The organism is Rhizobium sp. CF142 (assembly GCF_000281145.1).
Classification (GTDB): domain Bacteria; phylum Pseudomonadota; class Alphaproteobacteria; order Rhizobiales; family Rhizobiaceae; genus Rhizobium.
Window position 1 is genome coordinate 1 of the sequence record NZ_AJWE01000085.1, and the last position, 14,017, is coordinate 14,017.

At 61.7% G+C, this 14,017-nt stretch carries 14 protein-coding genes; 9 read left to right on the forward strand and 5 right to left on the reverse strand.

Annotated elements, in window-relative coordinates; all coding sequences use genetic code 11:
- Positions 1-498 (forward strand): sulfite exporter TauE/SafE family protein (locus PMI11_RS15725; RefSeq protein ID WP_007818730.1); only part of this gene is annotated, 498 nt, incomplete at its 5' end.
- On the opposite strand, the gene PMI11_RS15730 is transcribed toward PMI11_RS15725, so the two are convergent.
- Entirely contained in the window at positions 495-842 is a 348-nt protein-coding gene (locus tag PMI11_RS15730) for a nuclear transport factor 2 family protein (RefSeq protein WP_007818731.1), read from the reverse strand. The genes PMI11_RS15725 and PMI11_RS15730 overlap by 4 nt on opposite strands.
- Positions 843-1,035: 193 nt before the next feature.
- On the opposite strand from PMI11_RS15730, the gene PMI11_RS15735 reads away from it, so the two are divergent.
- Complete coding sequence (locus tag PMI11_RS15735; protein WP_007818732.1) at positions 1,036-2,265, forward strand: MFS transporter; 1,230 nt, start codon at positions 1,036-1,038, stop codon at positions 2,263-2,265.
- 3 nt (positions 2,266-2,268) lie between these two features.
- On the opposite strand, the gene PMI11_RS15740 is transcribed toward PMI11_RS15735, so the two are convergent.
- Positions 2,269-2,877 (reverse strand): TetR/AcrR family transcriptional regulator, encoded by a 609-nt coding sequence (locus PMI11_RS15740; RefSeq protein WP_007818733.1) that lies wholly within the window; start codon positions 2,875-2,877, stop codon positions 2,269-2,271.
- Positions 2,878-2,988: 111 nt separating this feature from the next.
- Here PMI11_RS15740 and gstA point away from each other — a divergent pair, with 111 nt between their 5' ends.
- Entirely contained in the window at positions 2,989-3,672 is a 684-nt protein-coding gene (gene gstA / locus PMI11_RS15745; protein ID WP_007818734.1) for a glutathione transferase GstA, read from the forward strand.
- 42 nt (positions 3,673-3,714) lie between these two features.
- Here gstA and PMI11_RS15750 read toward each other — a convergent pair whose 3' ends face one another.
- Positions 3,715-4,617 (reverse strand): LysR family transcriptional regulator, encoded by a 903-nt coding sequence (locus tag PMI11_RS15750; protein WP_007818736.1) that lies wholly within the window; start codon positions 4,615-4,617, stop codon positions 3,715-3,717.
- A 137-nt stretch (positions 4,618-4,754) separates the two neighbouring features.
- Here PMI11_RS15750 and PMI11_RS15755 point away from each other — a divergent pair, with 137 nt between their 5' ends.
- From PMI11_RS15755 to PMI11_RS15765, 3 genes are all read left to right on the forward strand, one after another.
- A complete protein-coding gene (locus PMI11_RS15755; protein WP_007818742.1) occupies positions 4,755-5,969 on the forward strand; it encodes an HlyD family secretion protein in 1,215 nt (404 codons plus the stop codon).
- A 77-nt stretch (positions 5,970-6,046) separates the two neighbouring features.
- Positions 6,047-7,669: an MDR family MFS transporter gene (locus tag PMI11_RS15760; protein WP_007818743.1), complete on the forward strand. Its 1,623-nt coding sequence runs from the start codon at positions 6,047-6,049 to the stop codon at positions 7,667-7,669.
- Between the two features lie 26 nt (positions 7,670-7,695).
- Complete coding sequence (locus PMI11_RS15765; protein ID WP_007818745.1) at positions 7,696-8,895, forward strand: adenylate/guanylate cyclase domain-containing protein; 1,200 nt, start codon at positions 7,696-7,698, stop codon at positions 8,893-8,895.
- An 11-nt stretch (positions 8,896-8,906) separates the two neighbouring features.
- Here the strand turns inward: PMI11_RS15765 and PMI11_RS15770 are convergent, their stop codons facing one another.
- A complete protein-coding gene (locus PMI11_RS15770) occupies positions 8,907-9,794 on the reverse strand; it encodes a branched-chain amino acid aminotransferase (protein ID WP_007818747.1) in 888 nt (295 codons plus the stop codon).
- A 252-nt stretch (positions 9,795-10,046) separates the two neighbouring features.
- Here PMI11_RS15770 and PMI11_RS15775 point away from each other — a divergent pair, with 252 nt between their 5' ends.
- Positions 10,047-11,087, forward strand: coding sequence for a zinc-dependent alcohol dehydrogenase family protein (locus tag PMI11_RS15775; protein WP_007818748.1), 1,041 nt, complete (start codon positions 10,047-10,049; stop codon positions 11,085-11,087).
- 105 nt (positions 11,088-11,192) lie between these two features.
- A complete protein-coding gene (locus PMI11_RS15780; RefSeq protein ID WP_007818751.1) occupies positions 11,193-12,098 on the forward strand; it encodes an adenylate/guanylate cyclase domain-containing protein in 906 nt (301 codons plus the stop codon).
- 3 nt (positions 12,099-12,101) lie between these two features.
- Here the strand turns inward: PMI11_RS15780 and tetR are convergent, their stop codons facing one another.
- Positions 12,102-12,713, reverse strand: a complete 612-nt coding sequence (gene tetR, locus PMI11_RS15785; RefSeq protein ID WP_007818752.1) for a tetracycline resistance transcriptional repressor TetR — start codon at positions 12,711-12,713, stop codon at positions 12,102-12,104.
- A gap of 90 nt (positions 12,714-12,803) precedes the next feature.
- On the opposite strand from tetR, the gene tet reads away from it, so the two are divergent.
- Complete coding sequence (gene tet, locus PMI11_RS15790; protein ID WP_007818753.1) at positions 12,804-13,982, forward strand: Tet(A)/Tet(B)/Tet(C) family tetracycline efflux MFS transporter; 1,179 nt, start codon at positions 12,804-12,806, stop codon at positions 13,980-13,982.
- Positions 13,983-14,017 lie beyond the last annotated feature (35 nt).

Sequence of the window (14,017 nt, forward strand, 5' to 3'; positions counted from 1 at the left end):
CCCGCCGGCATGATCGGCGGGGCGGCCGGCGCCTTCCTGCTTGCTAATGTCGATGGCAAGGTCATCGAGCCCTTCGTTTCGGCCTATCTGATCGCCATCGGTCTCGTGATCCTCTGGAAAGCCTTCCACCCGACGCCGAAGCGCAATGTCCGCGATTGGATGGTGCCGCCCGTCGGGCTTTGCGGCGGCGTGCTGGATGCGATCGGTGGCGGTGGATGGGGACCGATCGTCACCAGCTCGCTCGTTGGCCGAGGTCACGATCCGAAGCGGGTGATCGGCTCGACCAATTTCACCGAATTCGCGGTGACGCTGATCATCTCGATCACCTTCGTACTGACGCTCGGCTGGTCGGAACTCGGCTCGGCGGTGGGTCTGATCATCGGCGGCGTGATCGCCGCGCCCTTCGGGGCGATCCTCGTCAAGCGGCTGCCGGTCAAGCCGCTGATGATCGCGGTTTCGATCATCATCATCGCAACATCGGCGATACGCTTCTTCTAACCGATGTTGCGGCCGAAATAGACGTCGACCGCCGCTATCCTGTCGCCATCGAAACGGAAGCTTTCGATGTTGCGGAAGGCTTTACCATCGGTCATTTCGGCCTTGTAGCGCACGACGGCCTCATCGCCACGGACCACCAGGAACTCGATGTCGAAGGCGTTCAGCGCCGGCTCGTTCGGCCAGCAGCGCTCGAAATAGGTGGCGCGGTCAATATGATCATCCTGTGGGCTGGAGAAGGTGAAATTCTCCGTCAGCATTGCGCCGACGATATCCTTCCGCCGATCCAGATAGGCTGCGTAGAGATTGCGCAGCATTTTTGCGCGATCGTCATCTCTGTCGCTCATGATTGCTCCTCCTTTGGAATTCCGATTGCATATTGCAATCAGTTGAGGGCGAAATCATGGCTTTCAATCCGCTTTTCCCTCTGCCGGCAGGTCTGATTGAGTGGAATCCGTCCTTGGCAGCCCTCAGTGCGATGCATAAAGTGAGGGTCTCCTCATCTTGGCCGCGGCCAGACTGCACCGAAGAAGATCCGCAATGACCGACACTCAATGGGACGCCGCAAAGGTGGCGCCGGGCTCCGCCTACTGGAAACGCAATCTCGTCATCTCGCTGCTTGGCTCGTTCACGACCATCGTGGCGATGACGCTGCTGCTTCCCTTCCTCCCGCTTTACGTGGAGGAGCTTGGCGTGAATGACCATGCGGCGATCGTGCAGTGGTCTGGTATCGCCTATGGCGCGACCTTCTTTGCCGCCGCCTGCGTGGCGCCGCTCTGGGGCAGGCTCGGCGATATCTATGGACGCAAGCTGATGCTGGTACGCGCGAGCCTCGGCATGACCATTGCGATCTCGCTAATGGGCATGGCCGGCAGCGTCTGGCAGCTCGTGGCACTGCGCCTCTTCGTCGGCCTGGCGGGCGGTTATGCCTCGGGCTCGATGGTGTTGGTGGCGACACAGACGCCAAAGGACCGGTCCGCCTGGGCGCTCGGCGTGCTTTCGTCAGGCATCATGGCCGGCAATCTCGTCGGCCCGCTGATCGGCGGGGCGCTGCCGCCTATCATCGGCATCCGCGGCACGTTCATGGCGGCCGGCGGCATGATCTTCCTCGCCTTCCTCGCCACCACGTTCCTCATCAAGGAGGAGAAATCGGCGGCCCGCAAACAGGCGGCCAAGGCGTCCGGCGGCTGGAAATCCATTCCCGACAAGGGGCCGGTGGTCGCGATGCTTGCGACCGGCCTGCTGCTGATGCTTGCCAATATGTCGATCGAGCCTATCATCACCGTCTATGTGGCGCAGTTGGTGCCCGATCAGGGACAGGTGACGATGGTCGCCGGTATCGTCATGTCGGCGGCAGCGCTCGGCAGCATCCTCTCCGCCTCGCGGCTCGGCAAGCTGGCCGACCGAATCGGCCACTGGCCGGTCATTGCCGGTGCGCTCGCGGTTGCGGGGCTGTTGCTCATTCCACAGGCCTTCGTGACCGTGTCGTGGCAGCTGATTGGCCTTCGTTTCCTGATGGGTCTGGCGCTCGGCGGGCTCCTGCCCTGCATTACCGCCGTCATCCGGCATAGTGTGCCGGATAGTGCGGCCGGCAGCATTCTCGGCCTGTCCATTTCTTCGCAATATGTGGGCCAGGTCGTCGGGCCTGTTCTCGGCGGCTTTGTCGGCGGGCATATCGGCATGCCGGCGGTCTTTCTCGGCACCAGCGTCCTCCTGCTTGCGGGCGCGGCCTTCACATGGCTGGTGCGGACGAAAGAAGAGGAAGCCTGAACCTCAGGCTTTTCCGCAGATCATATCCACGCCGGACTGCGCCAAGGCCTCCAGTGTCTCGCGGCTGTCGCCGGCCCGCGCGCGGACGGCAAGCGAATGCATGACGGCGGAAGCGAGCCTTGCAAGCGTGTGAGGATCGCTTCCGTCGGGCAATTCGCCCCGTTCTATCGCGAGCTTCATACGTTTCTCGATCTCCCCGTCGAAATCGTCGAGGCTGCGGCTCAATACTTCCCGGACCCGCTCATGCTGGATCGCTTCAGCCGTTGCTGTGCCGATGAGGAAGCAGCCACGGGCGGCGGTTTCCCCGTGGAGATAGATGGCCAGAGCACGTTGATAAACACGCGCGAGGTTTTCGCGCAGCGGCAGCGACGGGTCGAGCGCATCTGCCAGTACGCCCATGCTTTCTGCGCGGTAGCCCTCGAGGGCATCGATATAAAGATCCTCTTTGTCGCCGAAGGCACCATAGAGGCTCGGGCGGTTGAGCTGGGTGGCGGCGCTCAGCGTGTCCAGCGACGTGCCGGCAAAGCCGCGATCCCAGAACACCTCCCTCGCCTTCTCCAATGTCACCTTCGCATCGAAGGCCCTCGGACGGCCGCGCTTCTTCTCGCTCATTTTGTACCGTTTCGCATAAAATAATTGACCAGGAGAATTTTATGCGAAATAGTACAAATGTCCAACGGATTGATGCTGGCGGCTTCACACGGCCGCTGGAGGAGGAAAGTCATGAAGCTATATATGCATGCGGCCGCCTGTTCGCTTTCGCCGCATATCGTCTGCCGGGAGCTCAGTATCGATATCGAGCTCGTCACGGTCGATCGAAAGACGCATCGCACCAGCAACGGAGAGGACTATCTCGCCATCAACGGCAACGGCTATGTGCCGGCGCTGATGCTCGACGATGGCAAAGTGCTGACGGAGGGGCCGGCGATCGTGCAGTTTCTTGCCGATAGCGCTCCTGAGGGCAGGAGGATGCTGCCGGAGATCGGCAGCTTTGGCCGCAATCAGGTACAATCCCTGCTGAACTTCATCACTTCGGAGCTGCACAAGCCGATGGCGATGCTCTTCAATGCCGATTACGCCACCGCACATGAGGCGATACGTGCAGTGGTCAACAAGCGCCTCGACTGGATCAACGGAAGGCTTGCCGGTCCCTATCTCACCGGCGAGAATTTCACGGTCGCGGATGCCTATCTCTTCGTCTGCCTCAACTGGTCGCCGTGGATAGAGATCGATCTCGATCGTTTTCCCGCCCTTCCTGCCTTCATGAAGCGTGTCGGTTCCCGCCCGGCCGTGCAGGCGGCGTTGAGCGAGGAAGGGCTGATGACCTTCAATGCCGGCGGCAACTTCTTTGCGCCCATCGCCTATATCCAGTCTGCCGGATATGTCGGCTCTCCAGTCCAGCCATAATGAAGCACTGGTCCGGCGGGAAACAGTCCCGGCGGACGCCTTTCACGCCATCCATTTGCGATGTTCGGCGAAGCGATCCACCAGCATGTCGAGGAACAGCCGCACCTTGGTCGGAAGATGGCTTCGGTTCGGATAGACGGCGTTGATATGGATCTCGACGCCGCGATAATCAGGCATCATCTGCACCAGACGACCGGCCTCCAGATCCTCTGACACGACGAAACTTGGGGCGAGGAAGATGCCCTGCCCGTTCAGCACCAGATAGCGCAGGGTCTCCGCGCTGTTGGAAATGATGCTGCCGCCCACCTTGACGCTCTCCTGCCGTCCCTCGGCATCCTCGAAACGCCATTCTTCGCCAAAGGGATAATAGGCGTATTGCAGGCAATTGTGCTCGGCGACTTCGGCCGGCGTCGTCGGCATGGCGTGAGTTTTCAGATAATCTGGCGAGCAGACAAGGAAATGCCGCCATGGCGTCAACTTACGCGCCACGAGGCTCGAATCCGGCGATGGCGTCGTACGGATCACCAGATCATAGCCATCCTCGATCATGTCCACCGAGCGCTCGCCGATACTGAAATCGATCTGGACGGCCGGATAGAGCGTCATGAACTCGTTGATGACGGGCAGCAGGAAGCGGACGATGGCGCTGCTGGTGTAAAATCTCAGCGTGCCGCGTGGCGTCGAACTCAGGGCGCCGGCCGCGCGATCCGCCTCTTCCAGATCGGCGAGGATCTGCGACGAGCGCTCGTAATAATATTTGCCGGTTTCGGTCAGGCTGACCTTGCGCGTGGTGCGGTTCAGGAGCCGCACGCCGAGGCGATCTTCCAATGATTGCACATGGTTGCCCACCATGGTGACGGACATGTTGAGCCGCCGCGCAGCCGCCGAGAAGCCGCCGCATTCCACTACCCGACCGAAAACTGTGAGGCTGGTCAGCCGATCCATATCGTTCCTCGATTATCCGCTGAGAGTTGATGATCTTTCCCGAAAACAGCAGATTATCAGAAAGCACTGATGGGTCCATCTTCCTCCCATCGAACAGGGCTTCGTACTGATGAAGCCCAGACGAATGGAGAAGGACAATGGTCGAACTGCCCCGCAATGACGCTTTCAAGAATGCCCAGCAGGGCGGGATCGCCCCTACCACAGAAGCTGCAGCACCGACTGCGGAAGCGATGGCTGCAGCCGCCGCGGCCGTAGAGACCCCGAAGAAGTCCGGCCGTAAGCTCATCAAGCACGCCGTCATTGCCGCAGCGCTGCTTGCCGGTGTCACCTTCGCTGGCGATTTCGGCTACCGCTACTGGACGGTCGGCCGCTTCATCGAATCCACCGACGATGCCTATGTGAAGGCAGATTATACGACCGTCGCCCCGAAGGTCGCCGGCTATATCAAGCAGGTTCTCGTCAACGACAATGATACGGTCAAGGCCGGTCAGGTTCTCGCCCGCATCGACGATCGCGACTTCCAGGCGGCGCTTTCGCAGGCCAAGGCCGATGTGAAGGCCGCCGAAGCTGCCGTCACCAACCTCGATGCGCAGATCTCGCTGCAGCAGTCGATCATTGAGCAGGCACGCGCCACGCTCAATGCATCGCAGGCCTCGCTGACCTTCGCCCAGTCCGATGCCGACCGCGCCAGTCGGCTGATCACCAACGGCGCCGGAACGCAATCTCGCGCCGAGCAGAGCCAGTCGCTGAAAGATCAGGCCGCCGCTGCTGTTGAACGCGATCAGGCGGCGCTCGTTGCCGCCGAGAACAAGGTGCCGGTGCTGCAGACGCAGCGCGAGCAACTGCTCGCCCAGCGCGACAGGGCCACAGCCGCCGCCGGCCAGGCCGAGCTCAATCTTTCCTATACGGATATAGTCGCCGCCGTTGACGGCACGGTCGGCGCGCGCTCGATCCGCGTCGGCCAGTATGTCACCTCGGGCACCCAGTTGATGGCGGTCGTGCCGCTGCATGCGGTCTATGTCGTCGCCAACTTCAAGGAAACGCAGCTGACCTTCGTTCGCCCCGGCCAGACAGTCGAGATCAAGGTCGACAGCTTCCCGGATGTTGCCATCAAGGGCCACGTCGACAGCGTCTCGCCGGCGAGCGGTCTCGAATTCTCGCTGCTGCCGCCCGACAATGCCACCGGCAACTTCACCAAGATCGTCCAGCGCATCCCGGTCAAGATCGTCATCGATGACGAACGCCTTGCCGGCCTGCTGCGCTCGGGCATGTCTGTTATCCCCGATATCGATACCAAGGCCGCTCAGACCTCCGCGGCCGCGGAGGAAGGATTATCCACTCCCGCTGGATGATCCTTCCGCTTCTTCCTCTGACATCACCCGAACAGCGTCATGAGACAGTTTTCCGCAGAGACGGAAGGAGAAAAGTCATGGCTACGCTTCAGATCGCCGCAAACAGCAATTCGGTCGCGCGCCCCACCGCAGCGGCCGTCCCCGCTGTCAAACCCGTCATGAGCCCGCTTCGCATGTGGACGGCCGTGGTCGGCTCCACGCTCGGCGCCTTTATGGCGATCCTCAACATCCAGATCGTCAATGCTTCGCTTGCCGACATCCAGGGCGCCATCGGCGCCGGCACCGACGATGGCGGCTGGATCTCGACCTCATACCTGATCGCCGAGATCGTCGTCATTCCGCTCAGCGCATGGCTTGCCCGGGTCTTTTCGGTCCGCAACTATCTGCTGGTCAATGCGGTGCTCTTCCTGATCTTCTCGGTCGCCTGCGCCTTTGCGGTCAACCTGCAGCAGATGATCATCCTGCGCGCCATCCAGGGTTTTACAGGCGGCGTGCTGATCCCGATGGCCTTCACCATCATCATCACGCTGCTGCCGAAGCCCAAGCAGCCGATCGGCCTTGCGCTCTTTGCCCTTTCGGCCACCTTTGCACCGGCCATCGGCCCGACCATCGGTGGCTACTTCACCGAAAACTGGGGCTGGGAATATATCTTCTATATCAACCTCGTTCCCGGCGCCCTGATGGTCGGCATGCTCTGGGCCTCGCTCGACCGCGCGCCGATGAACCTCGGCCTGCTCGCCAAGGGCGACTGGCCCGGCATCGTCACCATGGCGATCGGGCTTGCCGCACTTCAGACCGTGCTCGAAGAGGGCAATAAGGAAGACTGGTTCGGCTCGGATTTCATCGTCCGCCTCTCCATTATTGCCGCCGTCTCGCTGACTCTCTTCCTGATCATCGAGCTGAAGGTCGCCAATCCGCTCTTGAACCTGCGCCTGTTTGCCCGCCGTAACTTCGGCTTCGGCATCCTTGCGAATTTCCTGCTGGGTATCGCGCTCTATGGCTCGGTCTTCGTGCTGCCGATCTACCTGACCCGCATCCAGGGTTATAATTCCGAGCAGATCGGCTTTGTGCTTGCCTGGACCGGCATCCCGCAACTGCTGCTGATCCCCCTGGTGCCGCGCCTGATGAAGCGCTTTGACATCCGCCTGCTGATCGTCATCGGTTTTGCGCTCTTTGCCGCCTCGAACTTCATGAACGTGCATATGACGGGCGACTATGCGGGCGATCAGCTCTTCTGGCCGAATGTCGTGCGTGCCGTCGGCCAGGCGCTGGTCTTCACACCGCTCTCGGCGATCGCCACGGCAGGCATAGAACCGGAGAATGCCGGCTCGGCTTCCGCTCTCTTCAACATGATGCGTAATCTCGGCGGCGCGGTCGGTATCGCCTCGCTGCAGACCTTCCTGTCGAAGCGCGAGCAGTTCCACTCGAATATCCTGACCAATTCGGTCTCCGTCTTCGAGGAAGCCACGCACGATCGCGTCGCAAAGCTCACGGGCTATTTCATGAGCCACGGCGTCAGCGATCAGGCCCTCGCCACGCACAAGGCGGTCGTCGCCATTGCACTGAAGCTGCGCAAGCAGGCCAATATCATGGCCTTCAGCGACACGTTCTTCCTGCTCGGCGTCGCCCTCGTCATCGCCCTGCTCGCCTCCCTGCTTCTCAAGAAACCCGGTCAGATCTCAGGCGGCGGCGCTCACTAAACGCCGCCATCAGGAGGATAACACCCATGAACGACCTGCTCGATATCGACTACGCCGTTGAAACCAGGGCACCCGCCAACAGCCTCAACACGACTGCGGTACTCGGCCTCATTGAATGGCTGACCGGCGACGAATGTCATGCTCTCGACGAGGTCGGTCTCGTTTCCGGCCTCGGGCGCCGCCTTCGGGCGCTCGGTGTTCCCGTCGACCGGCTGACGCTGCATCTGATGACGCTGCACCCGGAATATATCGGCCGCACCATCGCCTGGGCGCCGGGCGAACCGGTGGAGATCCATGACCGCGAGCACGGAACGCGGCTCGCCATTGCCAACACGCCGCTGCAGAAGGTTTTCGAAAGCCGTGAAATGCTCGTCGTCGGCCCGGGCCAGAACCCACATGGCCGCTGGCAGCATATCGACGTCTTCGCCGGGCGTGGCCTCGTGCAGCTAATGATCACGCCGCTTTGCAATGCCGACGGCCCGGTCAGCGCCGCCATCTTCGGCACCAAACGGCCGGGCGGCTTCACTGCCCCTGAAATGCAGGTGATCGAACGTATCGTGCCGGCGCTGCGCAATACCAGCGAACTCCGCATTCTGCGCCAGGTCGAGCTCAGCCTGCTGGACACCTATATCGGGCCGCTGACGGCAAGCCGCATCCTTTCTGGCCGCATCCGCCAGGGCGAGATCGAATCCATGCAGGCAGCCCTGCTGCTCTGCGACCTGCGCGGCTTTACCGAACTCTCCAACCGCTTGCCGGGCGAAACCGTGCTCGGGTTGCTGAACGCTTATTTCGACCACGTCATTCCGGCGATCACGCGAGAAGGCGGCGAAGTGCTGAAATTCATGGGCGATGCGGTGCTCGCCTTCTTCCCCGGCTATGATGCGGCGCGAACCTGTAACGCGGCGCTTTCGGCTGCCCGAGCGATCCTCGAGGCGCTGGATGGTTTCAACTACAACGGCATCGGCGCGAAAGCCGGCATCGCGCTGCATCATGGCGAGGTCAGCTACGGCAATATCGGCTCAGGCCGCCGGCTGGATTTCACGCTGATCGGCGGGGATGTGAATCTCGTCAGCCGTATTCAGGGCGTGTGCAGCGAGCTTGGGGAAGCCCTGCTGATGTCGCAGGACTTTTTCAATGAGGTGCGCCCTGAGGATGCCGTGTCAGCGGGAAGCCACAGATTGAAAGGCTTCGCGGATGGCGTAGAGCTTTATGCGGTGAGACGCTAAGCAGCTGCGCACTACTCTTCATTCCCCCCGCGCCCATAGGCCCAGTTCATGTAGAGCTCCAGCGCCTTGCGGGTAATCGGGCCTTCCTGGAAATTGCGGCCGTCGAGCCTGTTGACGCCGACGACCTTCGAATAGTTGCCGGACGTGAAAATCTCGTCGGCACCCATGAAATCCTCGACAGAAAGTGTGGCCTCGCGCACGTCGAAGCCGGCCTTGCGCAGCAGGCCGAGGACGCGGAGCCGCGTGATGCCGGCGAGGAAGGTACGGTTGGCAATCGGCGTGAAGACGACGCCGTCCTTGACCATGAAGACATTCGAGGAAGCGGTTTCGACCACATTGCCGTTCATGTCACGCATCAGCGCATTGTCGAAGCCGCGGCTTCTCGCTTCGGCAATCGCCCGGCCGCTGTTCGGATAGAGCGCGCCGGCCTTGGCATCGGTCATCGCGGTTTCCGGCGTGGGGCGGCGGTAGGGCGAGACGGTCAGCGAAGAGCCGCCATGGCCACCCATCGCGGCTTCGAACAGGCAGAGTGCGAAGCGGGTGGATTCGCCATCAACGGCCACGACACTGCCCGGCGAACCATGCTCGCCCCAATACATCGGCTTGATGTAGATCGGAGTCTTGCCGTCGAATTTCTTCACGCCTTCCCAGGCGAGCGCCTCGATCTCTTCAGCAGTCTTCACCGGCTTCAGGCCCATGGCGACAGCAGAACGGTTGATACGCTGGCAATGCAGGTCGAGATCGGGCGCGATGCCATCGAACCAGCGGGCACCATCAAAGACGGTGGAGCCCAACCACATGGCATGCGAGGTCGGCCCGATCAGCGGCGGGTTGCCGGCAATCCACTCTCCGTCGACATAGGTCCAGGTGGTCGTGCGAGGTGACGTATCGACGGGCATTTGCGGCTCTCCTTATGAAGTCGGCAAAGCAAAATCCTCCCTTTCGGGGGTGGTCAAGCGTAAATTGACGGTTGAAACATCGAAGCAAGAAAATGCCGGAGACCGCACTACGATTGAAATATTGATGCGCGTGTCATGGTGCTAAAACGATGGGTCCATAAAGGAAAATGATGAAAGGCCGACTGGATGGATGCCACTGCCGCGTGCCATCATGGCAGACGGAAAGACGCGGGCCGGCAAGGAGATGAACAGATGAAAGCCATGTATTACGAAGCCTTCGAACAGGCGCCTGACATCCGCGCAGTGCCGGACCCGACGCCTTCGGAAGACGGGGTGGTCATCCAGGTCGGCGCGACCGGGCTTTGCCGCAGCGACTGGCATGGCTGGATGGGCCATGACCCGGATATTCGCCTACCGCATGTGCCGGGGCATGAGCTTGCCGGCAAGATCGTCGCGACCGGCAAGGGCGTGGTGCGCTTCAAGGTCGGCGACCGCGTGACCGTGCCCTTCGTTTCCGGCTGCGGCCATTGCAGCGAATGCCATTCCGGCAACCAGCAGGTCTGCCCGAACCAGTTCCAGCCAGGCTTTACCCATTGGGGTTCGTTTGCCGAATATGTCGGCATCGACTATGCCGATACCAATCTCGTGCATCTGCCTGAAAGTGTGGACGATGCGACGGCGGCAAGCCTTGGCTGCCGCTTCGCCACCTCCTTTCGCGCCGTCGCCGACCAGGCACGCACCGGCCCCGGCGAATGGATCGCTGTACATGGCTGCGGCGGCGTCGGGCTTTCGGCGATCATGATCGCGACTGCACTTGGAGCCAACGCCATCGCCGTTGATATTTCTGAGGAGAAGCTTGCTTTTGCGCGCGAGTGCGGGGCTGTGGCGACGATCAATGCCTCCGCGGTCGCCGATGTGGCGGAAGCGGTCCGCGAGATCACCAAGGGTGGCGCGCATGTTTCCATCGATGCGCTTGGCCACCCCGTCACCTGCTTCAACTCGATCAAGAACCTGCGTCGGCGTGGCCGGCATGTGCAGGTAGGGCTGATGCTCGGCGAGCATTCGACGCCGCAGATCCCGATGGCGCAGGTGATCGGCCATGAACTGGAAATCTACGGCAGCCACGGCATGCAGGCATGGCGCTACGACGCGATGCTTTCCATGCTCGCCGCCGGCAAGATCGCGCCGCAGAAACTGATCGGCCGGCGCATCAGCCTTGCGGAGGCAGTGCCGGCACTGATGACGCTCGACAAGGCCGAAGGCACGGGCATCAGCGTGATTACGCAATTCTAGCAACGTGGGATGGTAACCCGCGCTGGGGCGGACTACCGAAACAAGACTGCGATCCCACTTATAGAATAACGAAGCCAGTTTCGGCCGGCGGCGATAGGGGATTTCATGAGCGAGACACAACGCAAGCTGACGACGATCTTTGCAGCCGACGTGCAGGATTATACGCGCTTGATGGGCGCGGATGAGGAAGGCACGCTCGCCATGCTCAAGCATTATCGCGATGCCATGTCCCGCCTCATCGCCTCGCATGGCGGACGCGTGGTCAATACCTGGGGCGACGGGCTGCTGGCCGATTTCCCGAGCGTGGTCGAAGCGGTGCGGGCGGCGATCGACGTGCAGAACGAGCTAGCGGGCAAGAATGCAGCGCGGCCCACGGATGGGCGCATGCTCTTCCGCATCGGCATCAATCTCGGCGATGTCATCGTCGAAGGCGAGGATATCTACGGCGACGGCGTCAATATCGCTGCCCGCCTGCAGGCCTCTGCCCCGGCCGGAGGGATCGTGATCTCGAACACGGTCTATGACCAGGTGCGTAACAAGGTGGCGGTCGGATTCGATTTCCTGGGGGCCCTGGAGATGAAGAATATCGCCGACGCGGTGCCAAGCTATGCCGTGCGCATTGGTACTGTCGGTGCGGAGCCGCAGAAGCCGGCAGCCGCTCCCGAACGGCCCGTCGAGATGCCAAAACCAAGACCGGTGGCACCACGCGGCAGGCTGCGCAAGCTTGGCGCCATTCTGGCTGTCATCGGCGCCATGCTCGTGATCATCAATATCGCCAGCTGGCAGGGGGAGTTCTGGGCTGTATGGCCGCTGCTCGCCTTCGCCTTCGTCGCGGCCATGACCTGGGTGCGGATGCAGGACCGTTTCGACCCGCGCGTCGCCGCGTTCGCCGTCATCGGGGTTGGCATCGTCGCCATCAACATGCTGACATGGCACGGGACATTCTGGGCAATATGGCCGTTGCTGGGGCTGTCGGTCGCCGCCGGTATTCGCTGGGCCATGCGCGACTGAAATTCAGGCGCGTTCTGCGAGCCGCCGTTCAGCACCGTCAATCATCATCCGCAGCCCGGCTTCGAAGAAAGCTTCGTGGCCAGATTTGCGGTAATGCGTAATTGCCCGGCGTGTCAGCGGGAAATCGGCTGCGGCAGCGTCGAGCTTTTCCTGCTCCGGCGGCGGTTCTGTCTGTTCCTCGATGACGCAGCCGACGGTGTAGCGGGCAAGGGCGACGAGCAGTTCCATGGCGAATTCCGCTTCCATGCCCGCTTCGACGAGAACAGCGATATGGGCTTCGACGTTGGGAAGGTCCTGCGGACTGGTTTCCGTGCCGGCATGCACGCGGCCGCCATCGCGATAGCTCAGGAGCGTGCGACGGAAATCACGGGTGTTTTCGAGCATGAAGTCCCGCCAGTTCTCAGGCACGACCGGCCAGTCGTGGGTGTGGCCGCGCGTCATGATCTCCTCGGCCATGGCTTCTATGAGCGCCCGCTTGCTCTTGAAATGCCAGTAAAGCGCGGGCTGGCGCACATTCAGTCGATCAGCGAGCAGCCGTGTGGAGAGCGCGTCTATGCCCACCTCGTTCAAGAGCTTCAGCGCTTCGTCGACGATCTGCGCCCGGTCCACCTTCATCCTGTTTCCATTTCCTGTTGCCATTTCCTGTTGCCATTTCAATTTATCATCGATAAGGAACTTATCAGTGATAAATTTTCGGGCAATCCCATGAAAAAAGCGCTCGCCGTCATCTATGCCACCGTGATCCTCGATGCTGCCGGCATCGGGCTGACGCTGCCGATCTTTCCGCGGCTGCTGGAGGATGTCGGCCACACCGACAATCTCGGCTGGCGGTTCGGCGCCTTTCTGGCGCTCTATGCACTGATGCAGTTCATCTTCTCGCCGGTGCTCGGCTCACTGTCGGACCGCTTCGGCCGCAAGCCGGTGCTGATGCTGTCGCTCGGCGGCGCGGCGTTCGACTATGTGTTCATGGCTCTTGCGCCGTCGCTGTGGCTGCTCTTCATCGGTCGGGCGATCGCCGGCATCACCGGCGCCAGCAATGCCGTGGCCGCCGCCTGCGTGACCGATATCACCGAGGATAGCGAGCGCACGCGCCGTTTCGGCCAGATCAGCGCCTGCTTCGGCATCGGCTTCATCGCCGGACCGGCGATCGGCGGCGTGCTCGGCGAATTTTCCGTTCGCCTGCCCTTCATCGTCGCTGCGGCGCTCAATGCGACCAATTTGCTGATGGCGCTGTTCCTCCTTCCGGAAACGCGCAAGACCGGTGCGGAAGCCGAAGAACAGGAGTTCTCGCCGCTTGCGCATTTCCGCTGGCTGATGGGTTACCGGATACTTCTGCCGCTCGCTGGCGCTTATTTCATTCTGGCGCTTGTCGGCGAAGTCGGCGGTACGGTCTGGGTTCTCTACGGGCAGGACAAATTTTCCTGGTCGCCGATGATGGTCGGCATCTCGCTTGCCGCCTTCGGCTTTTTCCACGCCGTCGTGCAGGCCTTCATTGCCGGGCCGATCAGCGAGCGCTGGGGAGAGCATCGGGCGCTGCTGATCGGCATCATTGCCGACAGCGCCGCCTATATCATCATCGCGCTTTTGACACAGGGCTGGATGGCATTCCTGCTGATGCCGCTCTTCTGCCTCGGCGGCATCGGAGCACCGGCGCTGCAATCATTGGTGACGGGGCGCGTCGATAACGATCATCAGGGGCGTGCGCAGGGCCTGCTTGCGAGCATGACGAGCCTTGCCTCGATCATCGGTCCGCTGGCGATCAGCACTGTCTATTTTGCCTCGCGCGATGTCTTTCCGGGGCTTGTCTGGGTGCTGGGCGCAGGTTTCTACGTGCTCTGCCTGCCGGTCGCCTTCACGCGCCGACCGAAGGGTGCAACGGCCTGAAAGCGGATGGCGGCGGGAGGATCATCCCGCCGCCC

Excerpts from the sequence above, each read along its gene's own strand:
- PMI11_RS15730 (WP_007818731.1), bottom strand. The coding sequence starts at position 842 with ATGAGCGACAGAGATGACGATCGCGCAAAAATGCTGCGCAATCTCTAC.
- PMI11_RS15735 (WP_007818732.1), top strand. The coding sequence starts at position 1,036 with ATGACCGACACTCAATGGGACGCCGCAAAGGTGGCGCCGGGCTCCGCC.
- PMI11_RS15740 (WP_007818733.1), bottom strand. The coding sequence starts at position 2,877 with ATGAGCGAGAAGAAGCGCGGCCGTCCGAGGGCCTTCGATGCGAAGGTG.
- gstA (WP_007818734.1), top strand. The coding sequence starts at position 2,989 with ATGAAGCTATATATGCATGCGGCCGCCTGTTCGCTTTCGCCGCATATC.
- PMI11_RS15750 (WP_007818736.1), bottom strand. The coding sequence starts at position 4,617 with ATGGATCGGCTGACCAGCCTCACAGTTTTCGGTCGGGTAGTGGAATGC.
- PMI11_RS15755 (WP_007818742.1), top strand. The coding sequence starts at position 4,755 with ATGGTCGAACTGCCCCGCAATGACGCTTTCAAGAATGCCCAGCAGGGC.
- PMI11_RS15760 (WP_007818743.1), top strand. The coding sequence starts at position 6,047 with ATGGCTACGCTTCAGATCGCCGCAAACAGCAATTCGGTCGCGCGCCCC.
- PMI11_RS15765 (WP_007818745.1), top strand. The coding sequence starts at position 7,696 with ATGAACGACCTGCTCGATATCGACTACGCCGTTGAAACCAGGGCACCC.
- PMI11_RS15770 (WP_007818747.1), bottom strand. The coding sequence starts at position 9,794 with ATGCCCGTCGATACGTCACCTCGCACGACCACCTGGACCTATGTCGAC.
- PMI11_RS15775 (WP_007818748.1), top strand. The coding sequence starts at position 10,047 with ATGAAAGCCATGTATTACGAAGCCTTCGAACAGGCGCCTGACATCCGC.
- PMI11_RS15780 (WP_007818751.1), top strand. The coding sequence starts at position 11,193 with ATGAGCGAGACACAACGCAAGCTGACGACGATCTTTGCAGCCGACGTG.
- tetR (WP_007818752.1), bottom strand. The coding sequence starts at position 12,713 with ATGAAGGTGGACCGGGCGCAGATCGTCGACGAAGCGCTGAAGCTCTTG.
- tet (WP_007818753.1), top strand. The coding sequence starts at position 12,804 with ATGAAAAAAGCGCTCGCCGTCATCTATGCCACCGTGATCCTCGATGCT.